The organism is Bacillus sp. SG20033 (assembly GCF_044570195.1).
Classification (GTDB): domain Bacteria; phylum Bacillota; class Bacilli; order Bacillales; family Bacillaceae; genus Bacillus; species Bacillus subtilis.
In genome coordinates this window covers 2,811,687-2,835,190 of the sequence record NZ_CP172606.1, presented here as the reverse complement: position 1 = coordinate 2,835,190, position 23,504 = coordinate 2,811,687, and the positions used below count along the sequence as shown (strand labels likewise).

Sequence of the window (23,504 nt, the reverse complement as noted above, 5' to 3'; positions counted from 1 at the left end):
ACAATATGGCAGGAAAATTTTAACCAAGTGAAATGTCCTGAGGGGAACCGGGAAAAGCCTTTATAAGGCAATATCGGAAGGGGTAATCAGCATGTCTAAAAAAATTCATGAATTCAATGATATTATTCGAAAACTTCGTAAAGAATTGTTCGGAAAAGGGCCTGAGAGAATTCATACTGTATTTGTAGAAAACATGGCAGTTTCAACACTATACGGAAATCTGAGTGCAAGCGAGCAGTTTATCGCCCGCACGCCTGAAGGAAGAGAGATGGTACATGCGGCCCGGACAAGCCTAATTCAAGACCTTTATTCCAAACAAACACCGGAAGGAATGGAGGAACTCATGGGAGCTAAGCTAGTCCATTTGTTTTCTGATATTAAAATTGAGGAAAACATCGCTGTATCTGTATTTGTTTTTGACCGAAAAATAGATGAGCAAAAAGAAGTTCTGCAAAGCTAGTATATTTGTCATTGACACAAATTTGTCACATTTGTTATGATGTTGCTACAGTTATAGAAGGCTAAAGCAATGGAATGTATGCACGAACTGTATATATTCTCTTTCAATATCTTATATACTGCTTGATATTGTTGTATGGGTATGCATACAAGTTAGGCAGCATTCAAACGCCTGGTTTGACACAGGTTATTTGAGTGCTGCCTTTTTTATTGCCTTTCTTGCATAACTGTGAGAAAAGAAGAAGTAATGGAGGCGTTTAATTATGGCTTTTCGAAAACCGGATGAAATAGCGGAAGCAGCAATTGAAGCAGGGATGAAAAAAATAAAGCTCCCGCTGCCGTCACTGCTTGTGCTGGGGTTTTTAGGCGGTGCATTTATTGCGCTTGGGTATTTGCTTGATATCAGGGTAATCGGCGATCTTCCGAAAGAATGGGGGAGCCTGTCCAGTTTGATTGGTGCAGCAGTATTTCCAGTCGGCCTGATCCTTGTCGTTCTCGCTGGCGCTGAACTGATCACAGGCAATATGATGTCAGTTGCGATGGCGTTATTTTCGAGAAAAATATCAGTAAAAGAGTTAGCGATTAACTGGGGAATCGTCACAATTATGAACTTAATCGGCGCATTGTTTGTTGCTTACTTTTTCGGGCATTTGGTTGGATTGACTGAAACAGGTCCTTATTTAGAAAAAACGATTGCCGTTGCCCAAGGAAAGCTTGATATGAGCTTTGGCAAGGTTCTCATTTCCGCCATCGGCTGTAACTGGCTTGTATGTCTTGCAGTGTGGCTTTCTTTCGGCGCCCAAGACGCAGCAGGAAAAATCCTTGGCATCTGGTTCCCAATCATGGCTTTTGTGGCTATCGGATTTCAGCACGTTGTCGCCAACATGTTTGTGATTCCTGCTGCCATTTTTGCAGGTTCATTCACGTGGGGGCAGTTCATCGGAAACATCATTCCGGCTTTTATCGGTAATGTCATCGGCGGAGCTGTATTTGTCGGTCTCATTTATTTTATTGCATATCATAAGAAAGACCACTCCAGAAAAGAAATGAAGCAGGTGTCATGACCAACGGGCAAATCCATTCGATGATTTGCACAATTTCCGTCCATTTTTAGAAAAAGATGTTTACAAAATGGAATTTGGTGGATATACTTACAAAGTAAGAAAAAAGCAAAGGAGGCTGAACCAAAATGACAATGAGACAACGACGTCAACCTGTACGTGATACACATGTAAAAGTTCATAGTTTATTCAGCCTGTGGAAGAGTTCGTGTCCTTCCTTAACCGATGCTTATCGCACGCATTAAATTCGGAATAGTCGGACATACGCAACTCCCCGCAGGCAGTAGAGGCATTGGTGTCTTCTTTTGTCTGCGGTTTTTATTTGCCCGCGGCAGAAGGGGTGTGCCGCGGGTTATTTCGCTTGATGCGGACTTTGAAAGGGGGTGAGCGATATGACGATTAACCTATTCTTTTTAACGTTAACGATAAAAAAAAGGTTTAAAAGCCTGGAAGAATTCGAACGAGAACAGCAGATTGAGCAGATTTATGATGAAATGAAAGAGTCTCAGTTAAAGCATCTTTATTTAACAAACTGGCGCTAAAAGCAACGAAAAAAACTGAAGGGGGAATGGCATATGCTTAGAATGGAATTATTGATGCATTATACAATGGAGAAGGACCAAGTTTAGCGATACGACTGTCAAGAAAATGCCTGCCTGCATACAATAAATCAACGTTACTGTGAGGCAGGTGATGGCATGATGAACGACTATCAAAAAAGGCTGCCGTCGATTGGCCATGGTTATGCGTCCATGCCGCATTCCTTCAAACATGGTTATGGAAATCCATTCCGACAGCAGAGGCTGATGGCAATGCAGCAGCAAAGGCTGTTTGCATTCCCTTATCATTGGCATTAGAAAGAGGGCAGAAAACATTTTGTTTTCTGCTTTTTTTGCGGAAAAAAATGAAAAAGTTTAGTTCTATTGAAACATTTTTCAATACATTGCCGTCTAGTTGGTACCTTCCTTCACTTTTAGAATGAAGATGATGTTTATTTTTTGAATATAATAAATAAACATAGGAAACCAAAAGCAGGTGTTTAAAATGCTAGAAAATAGACTCTATAAACGATCGAATTTTCGGAAATTATTTTCTCGGAAATATAAGCTAACCAAAACAATTGAGCATATGATGATTGACTCTATAGATATACAAGAAAATGACAGAATTTTAGAAATTGGAATCGGAAATGGCACTGTCTTTAAAAGCATAACCAAGAAACTAGAAAAGGGAAGCCTAAAAAGCATTGATCCTTCAAAGCGAAAGGTAAGACAGATATCACGTGCGAATCGAAAGAATATGGGGAACGGGGAGGTTTTTCATGGCTATCCAGAGGACATTCCTTTTGATGACCGTACCTTTAATAAAGTCTTTTCTTTACATACAGTTCAGAGCTGCACCGATATTAGGCTTGCATTAAGAGAAATTTACAGGGTGCTTCAAATTGACGGCCGGTTTTATATCAGTATTGACACAAATACCGGTGAAAAAGAGAAAACGTATATTCAACTGCTGAAAGATCAGCATTTTAGGGATCTTTCTGTTATCAGGCGTGATTCCTGTCTATGTATTGTGGCTGTTAAATAAAAAATTTCTCGGGAAATATATCCAAGATTCTTACATCTGGATTTGGGTATATTTTCTTAATTTTTTATTTTTTGCATATACTTTATATTAAAAAAAGTTTTTTTCATTTAAACTTATAACAGAAGAAAGAACAAAGAGGTGATTTCAGACAGGGCAGACATTCTTTGTGAACAAAAGGAATGAATATTCATTCCGCAAACGAATCGGAGGTTGTCAGATTACATGTTATCCGCATCCAGCAGTAAATACGACATGATTATGAAAGCGTCAGTCTCACTTTTTACGGAAAGGGGTTTTGACGCTACCACCATTCCTATGATAGCTGAACGTGCTCATGTAGGGACAGGAACGATCTATCGTTATTTTGACAGCAAAGAAACACTCGTCAACGTACTGTTTCAAGAAAGCATCCAGCGATTTACGGAAAAACTGAAGCAAGACGTTTCAGAATTGCCTGTCAGAGAAGGCTTTCACCACGTATTTTGCTGTCTCGTTCAGTTTACGAAAGAGAGCGACTATGCGCTTTTTTTTCTTGAAACCAAAAAAGACGCTCATTACTTAAATCATACAAGCAAAAAAATGATAGAAAATCTGACTCAAATGCTTGATGACTATTTTAATAAGGGAAAAGCGGAAGGCGTGATTCGCAGCCTGCCCTCTAATGTGTTAATTGCGATTGTATTAGGGGCGTTTCTCAAGATATATCAGCTCGTTCAAACAGGTGATATAGAGATGGACACTGATTTAATTACTGAATTGGAACAATGCTGCTGGGACGCCATTAAGCTTCATTCATCACAAAAATAGGAAAGGGAGATGTTAATGAAACAGGCAAGCGCAATACCTCAGCCCAAAACATACGGACCTTTAAAAAATCTTCCGCATCTGGAAAAAGAACAGCTTTCTCAATCCTTATGGCGGATAGCTGATGAATTGGGGCCGATTTTCCGTTTTGATTTTCCGGGAGTATCCAGTGTTTTTGTCTCGGGCCACAATCTTGTGGCTGAAGTGTGTGATGAAAGCCGCTTCGACAAGAACCTTGGCAAAGGCTTGCAAAAGGTGCGCGAATTCGGGGGAGATGGCTTATTTACAAGCTGGACGCACGAACCGAACTGGCAAAAAGCCCACCGCATTTTGCTGCCGAGTTTTAGTCAAAAAGCGATGAAAGGCTATCATTCTATGATGCTGGATATCGCAACCCAGCTGATTCAAAAGTGGAGCCGGTTAAACCCTAATGAAGAAATTGATGTAGCAGACGATATGACACGTCTGACGCTTGATACGATTGGGTTGTGCGGGTTTAACTATCGATTCAACAGCTTTTACCGTGATTCACAGCATCCGTTTATCACCAGTATGCTCCGTGCCTTAAAAGAGGCGATGAATCAATCAAAAAGACTGGGCCTGCAAGATAAGATGATGGTGAAAACGAAGCTGCAGTTTCAAAAGGATATAGAAGTCATGAACTCCCTGGTTGATAGAATGATAGCGGAGCGAAAGGCGAATCCGGATGATAACATCAAGGATCTCTTGTCTCTCATGCTTTATGCCAAAGATCCAGTAACCGGTGAAACGCTGGATGATGAAAACATAAGGTATCAAATCATCACATTTTTAATTGCTGGACATGAGACAACAAGCGGTTTGCTTTCCTTTGCGATTTATTGTCTGCTTACACATCCGGAAAAACTGAAAAAAGCTCAGGAGGAAGCGGATCGCGTGTTAACGGATGACACGCCTGAATATAAACAAATCCAGCAGCTCAAATACATTCGGATGGTTTTAAATGAAACCCTCAGACTGTATCCAACAGCTCCGGCTTTTTCTCTATATGCGAAGGAGGATACTGTTCTAGGCGGGGAATATCCGATCAGCAAAGGGCAGCCAGTCACTGTTTTAATTCCAAAACTGCACCGGGATCAAAACGCTTGGGGACCGGATGCGGAAGATTTCCGTCCGGAACGGTTTGAGGATCCTTCAAGTATCCCTCACCATGCGTATAAGCCGTTTGGAAACGGACAGCGCGCTTGTATTGGCATGCAGTTTGCTCTTCAAGAAGCGACAATGGTTCTCGGTCTTGTATTAAAGCATTTTGAATTGATAAACCATACTGGCTACGAACTAAAAATCAAAGAAGCATTAACGATCAAGCCGGATGATTTTAAAATTACTGTGAAACCGCGAAAAACAGCGGCAATCAATGTACAGAGAAAAGAACAGGCAGACATCAAAGCAGAAACAAAGCCAAAAGAAACCAAACCTAAACACGGCACACCTTTACTTGTTCTTTTTGGTTCAAATCTTGGGACAGCTGAGGGAATAGCCGGTGAACTGGCTGCTCAAGGCCGCCAGATGGGCTTTACAGCTGAAACGGCTCCGCTTGATGATTATATCGGCAAGCTCCCTGAAGAAGGGGCAGTCGTCATTGTAACGGCTTCTTATAATGGGGCGCCGCCTGATAATGCTGCCGGATTTGTAGAGTGGCTGAAAGAGCTTGAGGAAGGCCAATTGAAAGGTGTTTCCTATGCGGTATTCGGCTGCGGAAACCGGAGCTGGGCCAGCACGTATCAGCGGATTCCCCGCCTGATTGATGACATGATGAAAGCAAAGGGGGCATCGCGTTTAACAGCGATTGGGGAAGGTGACGCCGCCGATGATTTTGAAAGCCACCGCGAGTCTTGGGAAAACCGCTTCTGGAAGGAAACGATGGACGCATTTGATATTAACGAAATAGCCCAGAAAGAAGACAGGCCTTCATTATCGATTACTTTTCTCAGTGAAGCGACGGAAACGCCGGTTGCTAAAGCATATGGCGCGTTTGAAGGGATTGTGTTAGAGAATCGAGAACTCCAGACAGCTGCCAGCACGCGTTCAACCCGCCATATTGAATTGGAAATTCCGGCTGGTAAAACATATAAAGAAGGCGATCATATCGGAATCCTGCCAAAGAACAGCAGGGAGCTTGTTCAGCGGGTTCTCAGCCGATTCGGTTTGCAGTCCAATCATGTGATAAAAGTAAGCGGAAGCGCTCATATGGCTCATCTGCCGATGGATCGGCCAATCAAAGTAGTGGATTTATTGTCGTCCTATGTAGAGCTGCAGGAACCGGCATCAAGGCTTCAGCTTCGGGAGCTGGCCTCTTATACAGTTTGTCCGCCGCATCAAAAAGAGCTGGAACAGCTCGTTTCAGATGATGGCATTTACAAAGAGCAGGTACTTGCAAAACGTCTTACCATGCTTGATTTTTTAGAGGATTATCCTGCCTGCGAAATGCCGTTTGAACGGTTTTTAGCACTTTTGCCATCACTAAAACCGAGATACTATTCCATTTCAAGCTCACCGAAAGTTCATGCAAATATCGTGAGCATGACGGTAGGAGTTGTGAAAGCCTCAGCATGGAGCGGCCGAGGTGAATACCGGGGTGTCGCCTCTAATTATTTAGCAGAGTTGAATACAGGTGATGCAGCAGCTTGCTTCATTCGTACGCCGCAGTCCGGATTCCAGATGCCGGATGAGCCTGAAACGCCTATGATTATGGTCGGGCCGGGCACAGGAATTGCGCCATTCAGGGGCTTTATTCAGGCTAGATCGGTTTTGAAGAAGGAAGGAAGCACCCTTGGTGAAGCACTTTTATACTTCGGCTGCCGCCGCCCGGACCATGACGACCTTTACAGAGAAGAGCTGGATCAAGCGGAACAGGACGGTTTGGTCACAATCCGCCGATGCTACTCGCGCGTCGAAAACGAACCAAAAGGATATGTCCAGCACTTGCTCAAGCAAGATACGCAGAAATTGATGACACTCATTGAAAAAGGGGCTCATATTTACGTATGCGGTGATGGATCGCAAATGGCTCCTGATGTAGAGAAAACTTTGCGATTGGCGTATGAAGCTGAAAAAGGAGCAAGCCAGGAAGAATCAGCTGAATGGCTGCAAAAGCTGCAAGATCAAAGACGTTATGTGAAAGACGTTTGGACAGGAATGTAAAATATAAAATCCCGCCAATCTGATTGGCGGGATTGCTTTGCATATGAGAAAACCGGCACGATAATGAAATCTACTGAAAAGGATGTTATAGGGAGTATCGCGCCGGCCTTATTATTCATATCGGCATGCAGAGGCAAAAGTTTAGTTCTTTTTACCTTATTTTTAAAAATGAATAGTCTAAAAGTCTTGTTTTTGGTTTTCAACTCAGGCTTTTGGCATTTTGTTCTTTCTTATTCCTTAAGATCAGTCATCTGTTGAAGATTGATGCTTGAATTGCTGTTCCACATGCTTACGGTAATGAAAGTCATGAATCAGCCGAATGGTCGGCCTGATTAACAGCAGCAAACTTCCGATCGCAAACAGCCATATCCCTGCCGACATTAACCGGTCATAGAAAAAGAAAAAACTTCCAACGAGAAACATAGCACCGATGATAAAATCGTTTACTGTATAAAGAACCTTATATCGTTTTTTGAAAAAAAGCTCATATCGTTTCAACTCTTTTTGGATGTCATGTTCTTCATTTCCTTTCATTATCATCCCTCCATTCAATTTTGGCTTACCCTTACGTAACCGGCATGTAAACATAAGGGCTGCCTTGCTGAAAGGAGACATAATCAACGATCAGAAACTAAAGTAAAAAAGTGATCCGCATAGGATCTCTTTTTTACGATTTCATCGCCTGAACAATAAGAGCAGTCAAAGCTTTTGCCCCTTTAGGAACCAAGTGAACACCATCAGGGGTAAAATATTCCGGATGCTGAAGAGCTTCTGTATGCCAGTCAACTAACGTAACATTTTGATGTGCGTGGGCCTGTTGCTGCAAAGATTCATTTACCTTGCTTTCCCATTGGCGGGGAACCCGTGTATTGACAAGATAAATATGAGCTTTTGAGAAAGATTGAAGCAGTTGTTCGATTTGGCTGTTTGTAAAGTAGCCATTGGTTCCAAGCTCAATGATGACAGCCTTGTTCGGCTGATTAAAAGACTTGTACTCCCTTGCGAGTTCCAAAGCTTGAGACATTTGTCTTCCTACCTTTCCATCAATCGTCACATTTGAAAATGACTGACGCAGGTGTGAAGAAATATCAAGCATGACGGAATCTCCTATAGCTAAAACTTCTTTCGCAGTGTCTGCTGGTTTTTTCTGCTGTTGGGATTGCGTGTCTTTCTTTTTATGAGTCTCTTGCCCACTATCTTTGTTTTCCTTTTGACGTTGATCCGATTCTGTTGTCTTTTGTTCAGGATTGTGTTTTTTATCTGCTGCAGCGTTCTTTTTATCCCCAGAAGCCTGGCTGGTGTCAGCATTTGTTTCTTGTGAGCTATAGGTCCATTTGGTAGGGTGCTTTTGCTCTCCGGCTAACCCAGACAGCCCGCCTGCAAAAATAAGTATAGCGAAAATGACGAAACCAATTGACAGTTTGCTGATGACAGATGTCGTTTTCCATTCCTTGATTCTATGTATAAAAACACGGCGGAAAAATGACCTAAATCCCTGTGTCCGTATCGGCTTCTCAATAAAATGATAGGAAAGCTCGGCAAGTATACATGTCACAATGACCTTTAGCACGATATGCCAAAGAACAGGGTTTCCGATTTCTTGAACTGGCGTGCTTAACACAATAACAGGGTAGTGCCAAAGATAAATTCCGTAAGACCTCGTTCCAAGCCACCGAAGCGGCCTCCATGAAAGCAGATTGCCTAAAAAGCTGCTCGGATGGCAAACACATGCAATAAGGATTGCGGCAGTCACGCTAATGAATAGCATTCCGCCTCTGTAAAGAAAAGGCTCGTATTCATCTGTGAAATAGACACACAACACTAAAATACAAAATGCCAAAAATTCAGTGGCGTGCAAAGTGTGCTTCAGTTTGCTTGGCAGCCTGTTGGAAGACAGCCTTTTCATCGGCCATACCAAAGCCAAGGCACATCCGATGAGAAGTTCAAACGAACGAGTGTCTGTGCCATAGTAAACGCGGCTCGGATCTCCGCCAGGTTCATACAGTACGCTCATCATCACGGCTGAACAAAGCGCAAGCAATGATATCACCGCAGCCAATCTGGCGCGGCTTTTCATTATGTACATTCCAACAACTAAGAACATCGGCCATATGATATAAAATTGTTCTTCAATCGCCAGCGACCAAAGGTTTTTTAGAGGTGATGGGGAACCGAAACTATCAAAATATGATAGCTTGTGAAAAATAAACCACCAATTGCTCATATAAAAGAGAGAAGAGATCGCATCTCCACGTACAGTGTGCAATAGTTCTCGATCAAACAATACGACCCACACAACAGTGGAAAAGATCATAAGGTACGCTGCCGGCAGAAGCCGCCGAATGCGGCGCACCCAAAAGTCCCGAAAATCAAGATTGATATCATTTCCATATGCCGGTAATAGAATGGATGTAATCAAATATCCGGATAAAACAAAAAAGATATCAACTCCGATAAAACCACCGTTAGCCCAATTGAAATTTAGGTGATAAGCGATAACTGACAGGACGGCAAAAGCGCGAAGGCCATCAAGTCCAGGGATGTATCGATGATGCTGTGTCTTGTGATACATGGGTATTCCTCCAATAGTAAGCAAATATTCTCGTTGTTTTTGATAGCGAGGTTACGACCTCGAATAGAGAAGAGAGAAAACATCCATAATCTTAGATGGATGTTTTTATTTTATCGAATATAACGTTCTCCCACGAGCAAGTTTGAAATGACGCTGGTTGGAATTGTAAACTCGGTAACGCCCATATAGCCGGGGGCGACTTCATATTCGTCAAATGAGATCACAAGTTTATGGTCTTCAGTAATGTAAAACGTCTGATCAGGAAGAATCGTTTTGAACGGTTCTGCATCTTCGTCAGTGAGCCAATATATTTTATTTGGATCTTCCTTCATTTGCTGTTTCATTTGCTCTCTAATATTTTGACTGATGACTTTAATATAGCGCTCATCTTTGAATAAGCTTTTTAATGTAAGTAAAATATCATTCTTTTTGTCAATTGTAATATAACGGCTTTGTGTGTAGGAAGATGCTTGTGTTTTTTCAATATTGCGCCGGATAGAGAGTAAATCTGGCGTGTCTGTGACCGTCTCGTAATCACTGTAGATGCTGAGATGCCCTTTTTTGTTTTTGGATGTGGACTGTATAAACTCTTTATACAGCTGCTGGCTTTCTTTCAAGTATTTTTGGTTAATGCTGTTTTCCAGCTCTTTATTAGAAAGCCCGGACAAAGCAGGTGTTTTGACATCAATGCTTGATTGGTCTTTTTCCTCTTTGATTTCAATAAAGGTGATCGCTTTGACGATTTTGCCGATGACAGGGATCCTTGACATAGCCTGAGCAGCGTCAGGGTTGATATTAACAAGCGCAGTGAATAAAATAGCTGCAGCGATTGCTGCTGATGTCGGCCACATGACGATTCTTTTCTTTTTTGGTTCTTGCTGAAGGGCTTTTTCAACAATGATATCCAATTCTTTAGGAATCGGAACATTTTTATATTCTTCTCTTAATTGCTGTAATCTCTTATCCATTAAGAAAGATCCTCCTTCGTCAGCTGAATGCGCATCAGCTTCAATGCTCTGTATAGGCGCGTTTTGACGGTATTCGTGTTTTCTCCTGTAATTTCCGCAATTTCTTCTAATTTGAGGTCTTCAAAAAAACGTAAAATAATAATGGTTTTATAGCGGTACGGCAATTCGTCAAGCGCTTCATAGAGATCAGTATCCTTGTAATGGTCTTCCTTTCCTTTGCTTAAAAATTCTATCGTTTCGTCGTCCATCACTCTTATCTTTTTTTGTTTGCGCAAAAAATCAATGGCTGTCCGCACTAAAATTTTATAAAACCAGCTTTTTATCGTCTCAGGGTTCCTGACCGTTTCAACTGAGCTCAGCGCTTTTTTTATCGATTCCTGAACAATATCTAATGCGTCATCTTGATTTTTCACATAACTGAAAGCCAACCTGTAGAAATCTTGCTTATGGTCAGTTATGCATGTGACAAGCAACGCTTTTGTTGTTTGTTTTTTCTTCATTGCAATAAAGGGCTCCTTTTTGAATATACGTATATCGTAGGCTGTTACCTAGGATAGACGCGGCAGGCTGAAAAATAGTTTGCGCAGAATCACATTTTTTTAAAAGAGAGAAGTAAATCAGCATGGGGGGTTTATGCATAAAAAAACAAGGCTTGTTTTGTACAAGCCTTGTTTTGGTTAAGCGATGCGAATATTATTCCAAATAATGTTTTTTGAAATCTGAATGGATAGAAAATTTACGGCGCAACTGGATGAGATTTTTCCCGAAGCTCTCTTCTAAAAGCTCTCTATGCTTTTTCAGAATTTCCATGAGGTACAGATCATGAATGATCACTTCAGTAATAGGCATGACTAAACCTACATGCATCGTCCATGCAGCACGGCTGTCGTTGCCAAGTGAGACAATGCCCGCTACGACTTCTGAATCATCTCCGCTATAGACAAGCCACCGTCCGTCATACTCTTCTGTAATTTCACTGCTCATATCATGAAGGTAAACATTGGCAAAATCAGATACGATGTCTCCGTACGCAATAATGGTGACAATAACGCCTTGTTCTGCCGCCTGTTTGAGCTCTGCTTCTATCTCCTCAAAATCCTCTTTCCATATTTCTAAGAGGATTCTTTTTTTGGCAGATAAAATACAAGCCTTCACCTTTTCAAGAATTTCACTGCGGCCGGTGATATTCCAGATGTTTTCCCGGTCATTAGCAGTCTGCTCGAACTTTTCAAAATATTTCTCAGCCTGATCAAAATGCTCTTCCGCTTTGAGCCGGCGGTTTTTAATCAGTTCTTTTGCGGGGACAGGAACATACTGAGGCGTATTTCCATGACTGACAAAAACATCTCCCCTTAACACAAGGCTTTCCAAGACTTCATAAATTTTAGAACGGGGAACTCCGGATTTTTTGGCAACGGCATAGCCTGTTAAAGGTGATTCTTGCAATAATGCCAAATACGCTTTCGATTCATATTCTGTAAAATTGAGGTTTTTTAAAATGTCTAACATATTTTCTTTCATATATCCTCCAATATAAAGAGCAATCGCTGCCTTAGTAATCGCTATTTTAACAAACCATATTGATTTATTCCAAACACATTGATACACTTTTTATAAGTAGTTACTTTTGTAGTCACTATATGATTAAGGGGATTTTTTAAAGGGGGAGAGAACAATGCACAGCTTACTCGCATACATACCGATCGCTGCCATGATGGTTATCATACCGGGGGCAGATACGATGCTTGTGATGAAAAATACGCTTAGGTATGGCCCGAAAGCCGGCCGTTATAACATTCTCGGATTGGCAACAGGACTTTCCTTTTGGACGGTGATTGCCATTTTAGGATTATCAGTGGTGATCGCAAAGTCAGTGATTCTTTTCACAACGATCAAATATTTGGGAGCGGCATACTTAATTTATTTAGGTGTAAAAAGTTTTTTTGCTAAAAGTATGTTTTCGTTAGATGACATGCAATCCCAAGCAAAAAATATGGCAAGTTCTCCGAAACGTTATTATAAAACTTCCTTTATGCAGGGATCACTCAGTAACATTCTCAATCCTAAAACTGTTTTGGTGTATGTTACAATCATGCCCCAATTTATCAATTTGAACGGAAATATAAACCAGCAGCTCATTATTTTAGCTTCAATCCTAACCTTATTAGCGGTGTTGTGGTTCCTGTTTCTTGTTTATATTATTGATTACGCAAAAAAATGGATGAAAAACTCGAAGTTCCAGAAAGTGTTTCAAAAAATTACCGGAATAATATTAGTAGGTTTCGGCATCAAAACTGGTTTGAGTTAACACTTAAATGAAGTGAATGAAATTTGAAACCAAAGTTTAATTTGTGTTTGACCCATAAAAAAGACAAGGGAGTGAGTATCCCTTGTCTTTTTTTTATTTCATCTTATGTCCTCTGCGGGTTTGCACCTTATACAAAATAATCAATAAAACAAACCAGACCGGGGTGACAAACAAAGCAATACGTGTATCATCCGCGAGTGCCAATATGACAAGAATGAACGCGAGAAATGCAAGTGTTAAATAGTTGGATAATGGGTAAAAAGGCATTTTAAATTTGTTTGCTTTCGCTTCATGCTGCCTTGTTTTTCGATATTTCAAATGGCAAATCACCGTGATGCCCCAAATAAAAATGAAGCATATTGTAGAAACACTTGTAATCAGTGTGAAGACTTGCTCGGGCATTAAATAATTCAGACTAACGCCAATCAGAATGGCGATGGATGAAAAGAACAGCGCATTGCTTGGCACGTTAGAAGAAGTTAATTTCTTTAATAGTCCAGGTGCGTGATGATCCTTTGCAAGCGAATAGACCATTCGGCTTGTGCTGAATAAAGCGCTATTTGCAGCTGATGCGGCTGATGTTAATACAACAAAATTGATCAAACTGGCAGCCACAACGATGCCTACTGCAGAGAAGACCTGAACAAATGGGCTTTCGTTTGGATTCAACACATTCCAAGGATAGATACACATAATCACGAAAAGTGCGCCAACATAAAAAAGTAAAATCCGGACAGGGATTTGATTGATGGCTTTAGGGATCACTTTTTGGGGATTTTCTGTTTCACCTGCTGTCAGTCCGACAAGTTCAATACCCACGAAAGCGAAGACGACCATTTGGAACGATAGGATAAACCCATGCCATCCATTTGGGAACATGCCGCCGTGGCTCCAAAGGTTGGTGAGGCTGGCAGGGCCGGAAGCTGCGGAAAAACCTTTCGCAATCAGGAAAATACCAGTTACGATCAGAGCCAGTATGGCAATGACTTTGATCAATGCAAACCAAAATTCTAATTCTCCGAAAAGTTTAACGGTGGCAAGGTTCATGATCAGCAGGATAATAAGCGCAAGAAGACCCGGCAGCCATTGAGGCGCATCGGGAAGCCAATATTGCGTATAAATGCCGACCGCCGTTAAATCAGCCATCGCGAGGGAGATCCAACAGAACCAGTAGGTCCACCCAGTGATAAATGCTGCCATGTTTCCTAAATAGTCCCTTACAAAATCAACAAAAGAGTGGTATCCCGCATTTGATAAGAGCAGTTCTCCGAGCGAACGCATAATGAAAAAGCAAAATACGCCGGTGATCAAGTAAGCAAATAAAATGGATGGTCCTGCAAAATGGATGGATTTACCTGAACCTAAAAATAAACCTGTACCGATTGCACCTCCAATCGCCATTAATTGTATATGCCTGTTTTTAAGGCCTCTAGACAATTTCTGTTGCTGGCCAAAATTGTCTTTGCTAGAATTGCCTATCAATTTTATTTTCCTCCAGTAATAAAAAGATGAGTAAAGTTTTATCGGATATTATAACATTTAAAAGAATAGATACTTTTATTTTTAAATTTTAAAACTATTTTAAGTGCTGTTACATGTCTTCTGGCTCTATTTTCACTCGTGATTCTACCTGAATAGCAGAGTAAAACAGGAAAGTCATTTGGACAATCTGACAGCCTAGTTTGAATAGGTAACGATTTGTATAATTGCATACCCACTATGATTGAGGCCGGCAGGGGGATCAAATCGATAGGATCGGAGATAAAGTTTTTAGGCTTACAGATTTCTTAACCTTCAAAGTGGATTGCAAAAATGACGAAGTTTTGCAAATTGTAATACTGTGGCGGTCACATAGAGTGTCCGTCTTTTTAGTTGTGAACGAACTTAAGGGGTTATATTTGGGTAATTTGTCATGATCTATAAGATTCATTTTTTGTCATTGATGATTTTGACATCATTACATTCCCCGAGAATGATAAACTGTTTACTGATTATTACTTTTGAAGGGGACTGGCCCTCCAGAACTGAGCATCTATCATACTAATATGAGATGCAAATTTATTCAAAATGTAAACATATACGCATAAAAGCCAGTTTTGTCAATCTGCTATAGAGACCTTTTTAAACGTGTATCAGCAGATAATCTCAACGCGGACTATAAAGTTTCGAAATATTCTTGTTAATGGCTTATCTAATAAGGACAAAGGATGATAGACGTGAGAAGAATAGATAAAATATACCATCAGCTCAAGCATAATTTTCATGATTCAACCTTAGATCATCTTTTAAAAATACAAGGGAATTCAGCAAAGGAGATTGCCGAGCAGCTGAAAATGGAGCGGTCCAATGTCAGCTTTGAATTGAACAATCTCGTCCGGTCCAAAAAGGTCATCAAAATTAAAACGTTTCCTGTAAGATACATCCCAGTCGAGATAGCAGAAAAATTATTCAACAAGAAATGGGATACAGAGATGATGGAAGTGAAAGACCTTCAGGCGTTTTCCGGAAATTCAAAGCAAAATCATCAACACATTTCCACGAATCCCCTAGAGCTTATGATAGGGGCAAAAGGGAGTTTGAAGAAAGCGATCTCCCAGGCAAAAGCAGCTGTCTTTTATCCGCCGACCGGTCTGCATATGCTCCTCCTAGGGCCGACTGGTTCCGGTAAATCCCTTTTTGCGAACCGAATTTACCAGTTTGCCATTTACTCTGACATATTGAAGGCCGGCGCACCATTTATTACATTTAACTGTGCAGACTACTACAACAACCCTCAATTATTGCTTTCTCAATTATTCGGACACAAAAAAGGTTCATTTACAGGTGCTGCCGAGGATAAGGCGGGTTTAGTCGAACAGGCCAATGGGGGCATTCTTTTTATGGATGAAATCCACCGTCTCCCTCCCGAGGGACAAGAAATGCTGTTTTATTTTATTGACAGCGGTTCTTATAACAGGCTTGGAGAATCTGAACATAAACGAACATCGAACGTATTGTTTATTTGTGCGACTACAGAAAATCCGAGTTCTGCACTATTGAAAACGTTTTTGCGAAGAATCCCAATGACCATACATATTCCTTCGCTTGAAGAACGATCACTTAAAGAAAGAGTGGATCTGACGACGTTTTTATTAGGGAAAGAAGCAGAGCGAATTAAGAAGAATCTGAGTGTGCATATCGATGTCTATAATGCGCTTATTCACTCTGCGAAATTTGGGAATGTCGGACAACTGAAATCAAATGTCCAGTTAGTTTGCGCACACGGATTTTTGCATAACCTTGACAGAAATGAAGTTATTGAACTGACTGTTCGCGATCTGCCTGATGAAATCAAGCAAGAATGGATGTCCAGCAGCAAAAACATGCAAAGAAGCAAAGCCATTTCTGAATATGTCAATATTACAACGATTATCTCTCCGATTGTAGAAGATGAAACAACAAAAATTGACGAAGACCTCTCATTTAACTTATATCATTTGATTGAGGAAAAAGTGAAAACGCTTATGAAAGAAGGTTTATCCAAAAAGGATATTAACCAGTACATCTTGACTGATGTCCATTTGCATGTCAGAAGTTTTTTTCATCATCAAGCTTTTCAAAAAGACAACCTGCTGACATTCGTTGAAGATGATGTGATTCAAATGACAAAACAGTTAAAAGAAATAGCTGAACATGAGCTGGATTGCACATTTGACCGTAAGTTTATTTATTTCTTGAGTATGCATATTGACGCATTTTTAAAGCGAGGAAAGCAAATTGATGTTTTGAATACACAGGAGACAGATGAAATTCGTGATACTCATGTGAAAGAATATCGGGTGGCGATGATTTTTAAAGATAAAATTCAGGAATATTTTAAAGTGGCTATTCCTGAAATAGAAGTCATCTACTTAACGATGTTAATTCATTCCATCAAATCGTTAAAGGAGAACAAAAGAGTCGGTATTATCGTGGCTGCTCATGGAAACAGCACGGCGAGTTCAATGGTTGAAGTCGCGACAGAACTGCTGGGGAGTACGCCGATTGCAGCAGTTGACATGCCGCTTACTGTTTCACCTTCGGACATTTTTGAATGCGTAGCAGAAAAAATGAAACAGGTTGATGAAGGCGAAGGTGTTTTAATGCTGGTAGATATGGGGTCGCTTGCAATGCTGGAAAGCAGGCTGGAGGAAAAGACAGGCATTTCTATTAAAACGATCAGCAATGTTACGACTTCAATGGTGCTGGATGCTGTCAGAAAGGTCAACTATTTGAATTTAAATTTGCATGCGATCTATCAATCGGTCACGAAGGATTTTATCGAGTTGTGGGAGCGTCAGCCAGCGGCACCCGGCAAAAAGAAGGCATTGGTATCCATCTGCACCACGGGCAGCGGGACGGCCAAAAAGCTGGAAGACATTCTAACCACGATCGTAAACAAGGCCTCCGATACACCGATTCACATATTGACCGTATCATCGATTAAGCTGGCCAACAGCATAAAAGAAATCGAAAAAGAGTATGAAATCCTTGCGACAGTCGGAACGAAAGACCCTAAAATCAATGCTCCGCATGTATCTTTAGAAGTGTTAATTGAAGGGGAGGGAGAGAAGCTGATTCAACAGGCGATTACAAAAGGAAGCATCCCCTTGAGCAATGGATTGAACGAAGCAAATATGATTGTTAGGGAGCTTTGCGAGGATAGCCTGAAAAAATACCTTGTCTTCTTGAATCCCCATCATGTGATCGAAATGTTATTGGAGTGGCTGCAAACCGTTCAAGATGAGCTGGGGGTCATTTTCAATAATGCGGTTTTGATCAAAGTCATTATGCACACGGCTTTCGCCTTTGAAAGGGTAATTAAGCAAAATCCGATCGCTTTCTCAGAGGAAGAAGAGATCAATGATCAGCTGAAGGAAATGGTGTACGTGACAGAGCGAACATTAGCCCCTTATGAAGAAAAGCTCGGACTTCGCATAAGTGATGATGAAAAATTATTTATAGCCGCCATATTTGCTGAAGAAGTGCATGGCCAGCTGTTTTAAAAACAGTTTTTTCATATGAACCTGTATTAAATGGAACACCATTTTAATACAGGTTTATTTTTTTCGTTTTAAGTGTTTCAACAACAAATTGCGATTGGCTGAAATAACAATGAAAACGCTTAACACAACTGTGTTGGCACGATCCTTGCATTATATATGGATGTACAAAACAGGAAAGGAGCAATAGATATGATTTCAGTTATTATCAGCGGTCATGGAGATTTTCCCATAGCATTAAAAGAGTCTTCAGGGATGATATTCGGTGAAGAAAATAACCTGATTGCAGTGCCGTTTTTTAAAGGGGAAGGAATACAAACGCTGCAAGAAAAATATCATCAGGCGCTCAAGGATATCCCGGAAGAACATGAAGTGCTTTTTTTAGTCGATATTTTTGGAGGGACGCCATATAACGCGGCAGCTTCCTTTATTGCTGAGGATCAAAGAATGGATATGGCAGCCGGCGTAAACCTGCCGATTCTGCTGGAGGTATTAAGCCTGAGAGAACATCTGGCTCTCAAAGATTTGCTGAACAACTTAAAAGCAATGAGTCAGCAAAGCTTTCAAGTGTGCAGTGAACATTTAGAAAAAGTAAAAACAGCCAATCAAGATACAAGAGAGGATGAATTATGATGAACATTGTGTTAGCAAGAATTGATGACCGCTTTATTCACGGCCAAATCCTGACAAGGTGGATAAAAGTCCATGCAGCCGACCGAATCATCGTTGTCTCCGACGATATTGCTCAGGACGAAATGAGAAAAACGCTGATCCTTTCTGTTGCGCCTTCAAATGTAAAGGCGAGTGCCGTCTCAGTTTCTAAAATGGCAAAAGCATTTCATAGTCCGCGCTACGAAGGGGTAACGGCAATGCTCTTGTTTGAAAATCCGTCCGATATTGTATCTCTTATAGAAGCAGGTGTACCGATCAAAACCGTAAACGTCGGGGGAATGCGTTTTGAAAATCACCGCAGGCAAATCACAAAATCAGTCAGTGTCACAGAACAAGATATAAAGGCATTTGAAACATTAAGTGACAAGGGCGTGAAACTGGAATTGAGGCAGCTGCCTTCAGATGCCAGTGAGGATTTTGTACAGATTTTACGGAACGTAACAAAATAATCAAGGGGATGAGAATATGTCTTCATTACAAATTATTTTGTTGTTAATCATTGCAGCAATCACTGGAATCGCAAGTGTATTGGATGAAGGGCAGACACACCGGCCGCTTGTGGCCTGTACGTTGGTTGGCTTGGTGCTCGGGGACTTAAAAACGGGAATTATTCTTGGAGGCACACTGGAGCTGATGGCGCTCGGCTGGATGAACGTCGGGCTTGCCATGGCACCTGATACAGCGATCGCCTCTGTCATCTCAACCATTTTAGTTATTACCGCTGATCAAGGAATTGGCGAAGGGATTGCTGTCGCTGTTGCTTTAGCAGCTGCGGGTCAGGCGCTGACGATTTTTGTTCGGACGATCACTGTCTTTTTCATCCACCGCGCTGATCAATATGCGAAAGCGGGAAATATAAAAGGAATTGAAATTATGCATATTACCGCGATGGTGTTTCAAGCTTTGCGCGTCATGATTCCTACATTGATTGTTGCTTTAATTAGTGTCAGCGCTGTTCAGGCGTTCCTGGGAAATATTCCTGATGTCATTACAAAAGGACTGCAAATAGGCGGAGGCATTATTGTGGTTGTCGGGTATGCCATGGTGATCAATATGATGAATATTCCTTATTTAAAGCCATTTTTCTATATTGGTTTCTTATTAGCGGCGTTTACCGATTTTAACTTAGTGGGATTTGGAGCCCTTGGTCTCTGTCTGGCGCTTTTATACCAGCAGGTGATGCAAAAACAAAGCGCTCACGGAGCAGTCGCGGCCGCATCAGACAGTGGCAGTGTTGCTGTTTATGATGACGATGATGATGATCTTGATGCCTAAACGATGAGGGGGGAAGAAAAAATGGAGAAAGAAAAACGATTAACGAAGAAAGAAATTTTCAGCATGTTTATTCGTTCAAATTTTTTACTCGGTTCCTTTAACTTCGAACGTGTGCAGGCAATGGGATATTGTTATGTCATGATACCGGCGATCAAAAAATTGTACGGTCCCGGAGCGAAAAGAAACGAAGCCTTGCAGCGGCATTTGGAATGGTTTAATACACATCCGTGGCTGACAGCGCCTATATTTGGCGTGACGGCAGCCATGGAAGAAGAAATGGCGAACAATAAAGGAATTGACGGAAAAGCGATAAGCGGAATGAAAATTGGTTTGATGGGACCAATAGCGGGCGTAGGCGATCCAATTTTCTGGGGAACGATTCGTCCTGTCTTAGCTGCGCTAGGAGCCTCCCTTGCTTTAGGGGGAAACATTGCCGGCCCTTTGCTATTCTTTTTCTTGCTGAATGCCATAAGATTAATCACAAAATATTATGGATTAAAGTATGGCTATGTGAAAGGAATGGAGATTCTTCAGGATTTAGCGGGGAATCGCATTCAAAAGCTTACAGAGGGCGCTTCGATTCTCGGGTTATTTGTTATGGGGGCTCTCGTGTCCAAATGGACCACCATCAACATTCCAATCGTTGTATCCAGGATTAAGGATGAAAGCGGAAAAGTAGATGTTCAAACGGTACAAAACGTGTTAGACAGCATTATGCCGGGTGCGCTGCCTCTCGGATTAACGTTATTGGTGGCATGGATGCTTCGCAAAGGGGTGAATCCTCTTCTCATTATTTGCGGCATCTTTGTCATCGGGATTCTCGGGTATTGGGCTGGATTCTTAGCATAAGGTGTGTGAAGGAAAAAGAGAGAAACTGCAGCAGTCTTTTCATATATAAATCATTCGGATAACAGCGAAACAGAGGAGAATTGCCAGAAACGGACCAGCTTGCTTAGCAGTCTCTCTTGAAAGTGTTCAAACATGAAGAGAGGAGCGAAGGAACAAATGAAAAAGAGACTTATTCAAGTCATGATCATGTTCACCCTGCTGTTGACTATGGCATTTTCGGCAAATGCAGCCGATTCAAGCTACTATGATGAGGATTACCGTCCTCAATATCACTTCACACCGGAGGCAAACTGGATGAATGACCCAAACGGAATGGTATATTATGCCGGGGAATATCACTTGTTCTATCAATACCATCCATATGGGCTTCAGTGGGGCCCCATGCATTGGGGGCATGCCGTCAGCAAAGATTTGGTTACGTGGGAACACCTTCCTGTTGCGCTGTATCCGGATGAAAAAGGCACGATCTTTTCTGGAAGCGCAGTTGTAGATAAAAATAACACAAGCGGTTTTCAAACAGGCAAAGAGAAGCCGCTTGTGGCCATTTATACACAGGATCGGGAAGGCCATCAAGTGCAAAGTATTGCCTATAGCAACGACAAAGGAAGAACATGGACGAAGTACGCTGGCAACCCTGTCATTTCAAACCCAGGTAAAAAAGATTTTCGCGATCCAAAAGTCTTTTGGTATGAGAAAGAAAAAAAGTGGGTGATGGTGCTTGCGGCCGGTGACCGAATCCTCATTTATACATCAAAAAATCTGAAGCAGTGGACGTATGCAAGTGAATTTGGACAGGATCAAGGAAGCCACGGGGGAGTATGGGAATGCCCGGATTTATTTGAGCTTCCGGTAGACGGCAATCCGAATCGAAAAAAATGGGTCATGCAGGTCAGTGTCGGAAACGGAGCGGTCTCGGGAGGATCAGGCATGCAATATTTTGTAGGGGACTTTGATGGAACTCATTTTAAAAATGAAAACCCGTCAGACAAAGTTCTCTGGACGGATTACGGCAGAGACTTTTATGCGGCTGTATCCTGGTCTGATATTCCATCCACAGACAGCCGGAGACTATGGTTAGGGTGGATGAGCAATTGGCAATATGCGAATGATGTTCCGACATCCCCATGGAGAAGTGCAACGTCCATTCCAAGAGAGTTAAAATTGAAAGCGTTTACCGAAGGGGTTAGAGTGGTCCAAACACCAGTGAAAGAGCTGGAAACCATTCGCGGGACCTCTAAGAAGTGGAAGAATCTGACCATATCGCCTGCAAGTCATAATGTGTTAGCAGGGCAATCTGGAGATGCCTATGAAATAAATGCAGAATTTAAAGTAAGCCCTGGTTCAGCTGCTGAATTTGGTTTTAAGGTCCGAACAGGTGAAAATCAATTTACGAAGGTCGGCTATGACCGAAGGAACGCCAAATTGTTCGTTGACCGGAGCGAGTCGGGCAACAACACCTTTAATCCGGCCTTTAACACCGGAAAAGAAACAGCCCCATTGAAGCCGGTAAATGGGAAGGTTAAGATGCGCATTTTTGTTGACCGCTCCTCGGTTGAAGTGTTTGGGAATGACGGAAAGCAGGTCATAACGGATATTATTCTCCCGGACCGATCAAGCAAAGGGCTTGAATTATATGCTGCAAATGGCGGTGTAAAGGTAAAATCTTTAACGATACACCCTTTGAAAAAGGTATGGGGAACGTCACCTTTTATGTCCAATTTGACTGGCTGGACGACTGTAAATGGCACGTGGGCAGACACAATTGAGGGGAAACAAGGGAGGTCGGACGGAGATTCCTTTATCTTGTCTTCAGCATCCGGGTCAGACTTCACTTATGAATCTGATATCACCATTAAGGATGGAAACGGAAGAGGGGCAGGAGCACTAATGTTTCGCTCTGACAAAGATGCCAAAAACGGTTACCTTGCCAATGTGGATGCGAAGCATGATCTAGTGAAATTCTTTAAATTTGAGAACGGTGCTGCTTCTGTCATTGCTGAATACAAAACACCGATAGACGTTAATAAAAAGTATCATCTGAAAACAGAGGCCGAGGGCGATCGCTTTAAAATCTATTTAGATGATCGTCTTGTGATTGATGCAAATGATTCCGCATTTTCAGAAGGCCAATTTGGCTTGAATGTGTGGGACGCGACTGCTGTCTTTCAGAATGTAAAGAAGGAGTCTTAATTTTAAAAAAGGCACAGACCCGAACAGTCTGTGCCTTCTCGTTTTATTTTAACAAGTTTAAAGATTCGCGGTTAAATGCTTCCAAATCATCAGGTGTTCTGCTTGTGACAATGTTGTGGCTGACGACTACTTCTGCATCTTTGTAGTTTGCACCGGCATTGATTAAATCTTTGCGGATGCTGCGGTAGCCTGTGATATCTTTGCCTTTTAGAAGATCCGTATCAATCAGTACTTGCGGGCCGTGGCAAATTGCGAAAACAGGTTTTTTGTTTTCGACAAATGCTTTTGCGAATTCACCCGGACGGTCATCTGCACGAAGCAAATCCGGAGAGAATCCCCCAGGAATTAAAAGTGCATCAAAGTCACTTGCATCCACATCTGAGATGGCTTTGTCAATCTTTACTTTCTCGCCATGCTTACCGGTAACTTCTTTGCCGGCTTCCAAATCGATAGCCACAACACTGTAGCCAGCTTCTTCGTATGCTTTTACCGGACTTGTATATTCGATGTCTTCGAATTGGTCTGTAACAAGAACTGCAATTTTTTTGCTCATAA

22 protein-coding genes and 1 pseudogene are annotated in these 23,504 nt (G+C 41.7%); 15 read left to right on the top strand and 8 right to left on the bottom strand.

The annotated features are described in order from the left end of the window. Positions 1–91: 91 nt before the first annotated feature. The 7 genes from ACFVP7_RS15065 to cypB all read left to right on the top strand — a co-directional run bounded on the left by ACFVP7_RS15065 (position 92) and on the right by cypB (position 7,094). Positions 92–460 carry a DUF2294 domain-containing protein gene (locus ACFVP7_RS15065; RefSeq protein ID WP_003229814.1) on the top strand — a complete coding sequence of 123 codons (369 nt, stop codon included), beginning with the start codon at positions 92–94 and terminating at the stop codon, positions 458–460. Positions 461–722: 262 nt separating this feature from the next. Beyond that, complete coding sequence (locus ACFVP7_RS15060) at positions 723–1,523, top strand: formate/nitrite transporter family protein (RefSeq protein WP_046160640.1); 801 nt, start codon at positions 723–725, stop codon at positions 1,521–1,523. A 389-nt stretch (positions 1,524–1,912) separates the two neighbouring features. Beyond that, on the top strand, positions 1,913–2,062 hold the full coding sequence (locus ACFVP7_RS15055; protein ID WP_004399102.1) for a YrzI family small protein: 150 nt from the start codon (positions 1,913–1,915) through the stop codon (positions 2,060–2,062). 156 nt (positions 2,063–2,218) lie between these two features. Then, complete coding sequence (locus ACFVP7_RS15050; RefSeq protein ID WP_014477487.1) at positions 2,219–2,377, top strand: hypothetical protein; 159 nt, start codon at positions 2,219–2,221, stop codon at positions 2,375–2,377. Positions 2,378–2,564: 187 nt separating this feature from the next. Then, the gene (locus ACFVP7_RS15045; RefSeq protein WP_046160639.1) at positions 2,565–3,107 is read left to right on the top strand and encodes a class I SAM-dependent methyltransferase; all 543 of its coding nucleotides are present in this window, start codon (positions 2,565–2,567) and stop codon (positions 3,105–3,107) included. Positions 3,108–3,329: 222 nt separating this feature from the next. Further along, positions 3,330–3,914 carry a transcriptional regulator FatR gene (gene fatR / locus ACFVP7_RS15040; protein ID WP_021480200.1) on the top strand — a complete coding sequence of 195 codons (585 nt, stop codon included), beginning with the start codon at positions 3,330–3,332 and terminating at the stop codon, positions 3,912–3,914. Between the two features lie 15 nt (positions 3,915–3,929). Beyond that, positions 3,930–7,094, top strand: a complete 3,165-nt coding sequence (gene cypB / locus ACFVP7_RS15035) for a bifunctional cytochrome P450/NADPH--P450 reductase CypB (protein ID WP_396582404.1) — start codon at positions 3,930–3,932, stop codon at positions 7,092–7,094. Positions 7,095–7,337: 243 nt separating this feature from the next. Here the strand turns inward: cypB and ACFVP7_RS15030 are convergent, their stop codons facing one another. The 5 genes from ACFVP7_RS15030 to ACFVP7_RS15010 all read right to left on the bottom strand — a co-directional run bounded on the left by ACFVP7_RS15030 (position 7,338) and on the right by ACFVP7_RS15010 (position 12,155). Then, complete coding sequence (locus ACFVP7_RS15030) at positions 7,338–7,628, bottom strand: YrhK family protein (RefSeq protein WP_004398584.1); 291 nt, start codon at positions 7,626–7,628, stop codon at positions 7,338–7,340. Positions 7,629–7,761: 133 nt separating this feature from the next. Beyond that, positions 7,762–9,666 carry a peptidoglycan O-acetyltransferase OatA gene (oatA, locus tag ACFVP7_RS15025; protein WP_396582402.1) on the bottom strand — a complete coding sequence of 635 codons (1,905 nt, stop codon included), beginning with the start codon at positions 9,664–9,666 and terminating at the stop codon, positions 7,762–7,764. A gap of 110 nt (positions 9,667–9,776) precedes the next feature. After that, a complete protein-coding gene (rsiV, locus tag ACFVP7_RS15020; protein WP_014480396.1) occupies positions 9,777–10,634 on the bottom strand; it encodes an anti-sigma-V factor RsiV in 858 nt (285 codons plus the stop codon). Further along, complete coding sequence (sigV, locus tag ACFVP7_RS15015) at positions 10,634–11,134, bottom strand: RNA polymerase sigma factor SigV (RefSeq protein WP_014480395.1); 501 nt, start codon at positions 11,132–11,134, stop codon at positions 10,634–10,636. Before sigV ends, rsiV begins: the two co-directional genes overlap by 1 nt. A gap of 193 nt (positions 11,135–11,327) precedes the next feature. Next, positions 11,328–12,155: a TrmB family transcriptional regulator gene (locus ACFVP7_RS15010; RefSeq protein ID WP_014480394.1), complete on the bottom strand. Its 828-nt coding sequence runs from the start codon at positions 12,153–12,155 to the stop codon at positions 11,328–11,330. Between the two features lie 154 nt (positions 12,156–12,309). Between ACFVP7_RS15010 and ACFVP7_RS15005 the strand changes: the two genes are divergently transcribed. Beyond that, the gene (locus ACFVP7_RS15005) at positions 12,310–12,942 is read left to right on the top strand and encodes a LysE family transporter (protein ID WP_003229828.1); all 633 of its coding nucleotides are present in this window, start codon (positions 12,310–12,312) and stop codon (positions 12,940–12,942) included. Positions 12,943–13,035: 93 nt separating this feature from the next. On the opposite strand, the gene ACFVP7_RS15000 is transcribed toward ACFVP7_RS15005, so the two are convergent. Both ACFVP7_RS15000 and ACFVP7_RS14995 read right to left on the bottom strand, forming a co-directional pair. After that, positions 13,036–14,424 carry an amino acid permease gene (locus ACFVP7_RS15000; RefSeq protein ID WP_015714401.1) on the bottom strand — a complete coding sequence of 463 codons (1,389 nt, stop codon included), beginning with the start codon at positions 14,422–14,424 and terminating at the stop codon, positions 13,036–13,038. Between the two features lie 38 nt (positions 14,425–14,462). After that, positions 14,463–14,602 (bottom strand): annotated as a pseudogene (locus tag ACFVP7_RS14995) (hypothetical protein). Positions 14,603–15,158: 556 nt separating this feature from the next. On the opposite strand from ACFVP7_RS14995, the gene levR reads away from it, so the two are divergent. From levR to sacC, 7 genes are all read left to right on the top strand, one after another. Continuing rightward, on the top strand, positions 15,159–17,966 hold the full coding sequence (gene levR / locus ACFVP7_RS14990; RefSeq protein WP_396582398.1) for a transcriptional regulator LevR: 2,808 nt from the start codon (positions 15,159–15,161) through the stop codon (positions 17,964–17,966). A gap of 189 nt (positions 17,967–18,155) precedes the next feature. Then, on the top strand, positions 18,156–18,596 hold the full coding sequence (gene levD, locus ACFVP7_RS14985; protein WP_003246144.1) for a PTS fructose transporter subunit IIA: 441 nt from the start codon (positions 18,156–18,158) through the stop codon (positions 18,594–18,596). Then, positions 18,596–19,084 (top strand): PTS fructose transporter subunit IIB, encoded by a 489-nt coding sequence (gene levE, locus ACFVP7_RS14980; protein ID WP_004399158.1) that lies wholly within the window; start codon positions 18,596–18,598, stop codon positions 19,082–19,084. The genes levD and levE overlap by 1 nt, the downstream gene beginning before the upstream one ends. Before the next feature lie 16 nt (positions 19,085–19,100). Further along, complete coding sequence (gene levF / locus ACFVP7_RS14975; RefSeq protein ID WP_003229833.1) at positions 19,101–19,910, top strand: PTS fructose transporter subunit IIC; 810 nt, start codon at positions 19,101–19,103, stop codon at positions 19,908–19,910. 21 nt (positions 19,911–19,931) lie between these two features. Continuing rightward, the gene (levG, locus tag ACFVP7_RS14970; protein WP_283933599.1) at positions 19,932–20,759 is read left to right on the top strand and encodes a PTS fructose transporter subunit IID; all 828 of its coding nucleotides are present in this window, start codon (positions 19,932–19,934) and stop codon (positions 20,757–20,759) included. Between the two features lie 116 nt (positions 20,760–20,875). After that, positions 20,876–21,007: a hypothetical protein gene (locus ACFVP7_RS14965; protein WP_231833928.1), complete on the top strand. Its 132-nt coding sequence runs from the start codon at positions 20,876–20,878 to the stop codon at positions 21,005–21,007. Next, the gene (sacC, locus tag ACFVP7_RS14960; RefSeq protein WP_396583267.1) at positions 20,946–22,949 is read left to right on the top strand and encodes a levanase; all 2,004 of its coding nucleotides are present in this window, start codon (positions 20,946–20,948) and stop codon (positions 22,947–22,949) included. The genes ACFVP7_RS14965 and sacC overlap by 62 nt, the downstream gene beginning before the upstream one ends. 43 nt (positions 22,950–22,992) lie before the next feature. On the opposite strand, the gene yraA is transcribed toward sacC, so the two are convergent. After that, positions 22,993–23,502, bottom strand: coding sequence for a cysteine protease YraA (yraA, locus tag ACFVP7_RS14955; protein ID WP_003229836.1), 510 nt, complete (start codon positions 23,500–23,502; stop codon positions 22,993–22,995). Between the last annotated feature and the right edge of the window lie 2 nt (positions 23,503–23,504).

Coding starts and splice junctions, on each gene's coding strand:
- ACFVP7_RS15065 (WP_003229814.1), top strand. CDS start 92: ATGTCTAAAAAAATTCATGAATTCAATGATATTATTCGAAAACTTCGT.
- ACFVP7_RS15060 (WP_046160640.1), top strand. CDS start 723: ATGGCTTTTCGAAAACCGGATGAAATAGCGGAAGCAGCAATTGAAGCA.
- ACFVP7_RS15055 (WP_004399102.1), top strand. CDS start 1,913: ATGACGATTAACCTATTCTTTTTAACGTTAACGATAAAAAAAAGGTTT.
- ACFVP7_RS15050 (WP_014477487.1), top strand. CDS start 2,219: ATGATGAACGACTATCAAAAAAGGCTGCCGTCGATTGGCCATGGTTAT.
- ACFVP7_RS15045 (WP_046160639.1), top strand. CDS start 2,565: ATGCTAGAAAATAGACTCTATAAACGATCGAATTTTCGGAAATTATTT.
- fatR (WP_021480200.1), top strand. CDS start 3,330: ATGTTATCCGCATCCAGCAGTAAATACGACATGATTATGAAAGCGTCA.
- cypB (WP_396582404.1), top strand. CDS start 3,930: ATGAAACAGGCAAGCGCAATACCTCAGCCCAAAACATACGGACCTTTA.
- ACFVP7_RS15030 (WP_004398584.1), bottom strand. CDS start 7,628: ATGAAAGGAAATGAAGAACATGACATCCAAAAAGAGTTGAAACGATAT.
- oatA (WP_396582402.1), bottom strand. CDS start 9,666: ATGTATCACAAGACACAGCATCATCGATACATCCCTGGACTTGATGGC.
- rsiV (WP_014480396.1), bottom strand. CDS start 10,634: ATGGATAAGAGATTACAGCAATTAAGAGAAGAATATAAAAATGTTCCG.
- sigV (WP_014480395.1), bottom strand. CDS start 11,134: ATGAAGAAAAAACAAACAACAAAAGCGTTGCTTGTCACATGCATAACT.
- ACFVP7_RS15010 (WP_014480394.1), bottom strand. CDS start 12,155: ATGAAAGAAAATATGTTAGACATTTTAAAAAACCTCAATTTTACAGAA.
- ACFVP7_RS15005 (WP_003229828.1), top strand. CDS start 12,310: ATGCACAGCTTACTCGCATACATACCGATCGCTGCCATGATGGTTATC.
- levD (WP_003246144.1), top strand. CDS start 18,156: ATGATTTCAGTTATTATCAGCGGTCATGGAGATTTTCCCATAGCATTA.
- levE (WP_004399158.1), top strand. CDS start 18,596: ATGAACATTGTGTTAGCAAGAATTGATGACCGCTTTATTCACGGCCAA.
- levF (WP_003229833.1), top strand. CDS start 19,101: ATGTCTTCATTACAAATTATTTTGTTGTTAATCATTGCAGCAATCACT.
- levG (WP_283933599.1), top strand. CDS start 19,932: ATGGAGAAAGAAAAACGATTAACGAAGAAAGAAATTTTCAGCATGTTT.
- sacC (WP_396583267.1), top strand. CDS start 20,946: ATGTTCACCCTGCTGTTGACTATGGCATTTTCGGCAAATGCAGCCGAT.
- yraA (WP_003229836.1), bottom strand. CDS start 23,502: ATGAGCAAAAAAATTGCAGTTCTTGTTACAGACCAATTCGAAGACATC.